Origin of the sequence: Olavius algarvensis spirochete endosymbiont (assembly GCA_900608495.1) — a bacterium.
Taxonomy (GTDB): domain Bacteria; phylum Spirochaetota; class Spirochaetia; order DSM-2461; family DSM-2461; genus UBA2779.
The window spans coordinates 1-536 of the sequence record UWYT01000049.1 but is presented as its reverse complement, the minus strand read 5'-3'; the positions used below and the strand labels follow the sequence as shown (position 1 = coordinate 536).

Sequence of the window (536 nt, the reverse complement as noted above, 5' to 3'; positions counted from 1 at the left end):
CTTGAGCGTATTGGCATAGATGAGGAGCGTGGAGTAGTTCACAGCCTGAGCACTCATTTCACCGATATGATCAATTCAACCTTGACGCTGCCTCAAGGGCCTGAGCCTGTTGAGTTTGATTTGAACTCCATCAAGAATCTGGAGGCAGCCAGTCCGGGTGAGGGCATTCCTGAGCTTTCAGGGCTCGAGGGAGGCTGGAGCGGCTCTGCTTCCTTTTCGATACCGCTGAAGCTTCCTTCCGGCAGGGGAGGCGCAGTGCCGAATCTTGCCATAAGCTATGATTCAGGGCGATCGCCCTCGATTTTGGGATTGGGATTCAGTCTTCCCATCAGCAGCATAGATACAAACACGCGATTTGGTGTTCCGGAGTATGATAAGCATGATTTCTATCTTCTGGATGGAGGGGAGCTGGTTTTGATCAGTGCTTCTGATGCCAGTCCCCAGGAGTACAGGAAGAGGCAGGAGGGGGATTTCCAGCGTATAAGGCGTTATGTGAGTGAGAGCGAGGACTACTGGGAGGTTACCGAGAAGAGTGG

Annotated in this window: 1 protein-coding gene; it reads left to right on the top strand. The window is 52.6% G+C overall.

Annotated features, from left to right (window positions below; all coding sequences use genetic code 11):
- A partial coding sequence (locus tag S1OALGB6SA_RS01060) for a SpvB/TcaC N-terminal domain-containing protein (RefSeq protein WP_148083987.1) occupies positions 1-536 on the top strand: 536 nt, incomplete at both ends.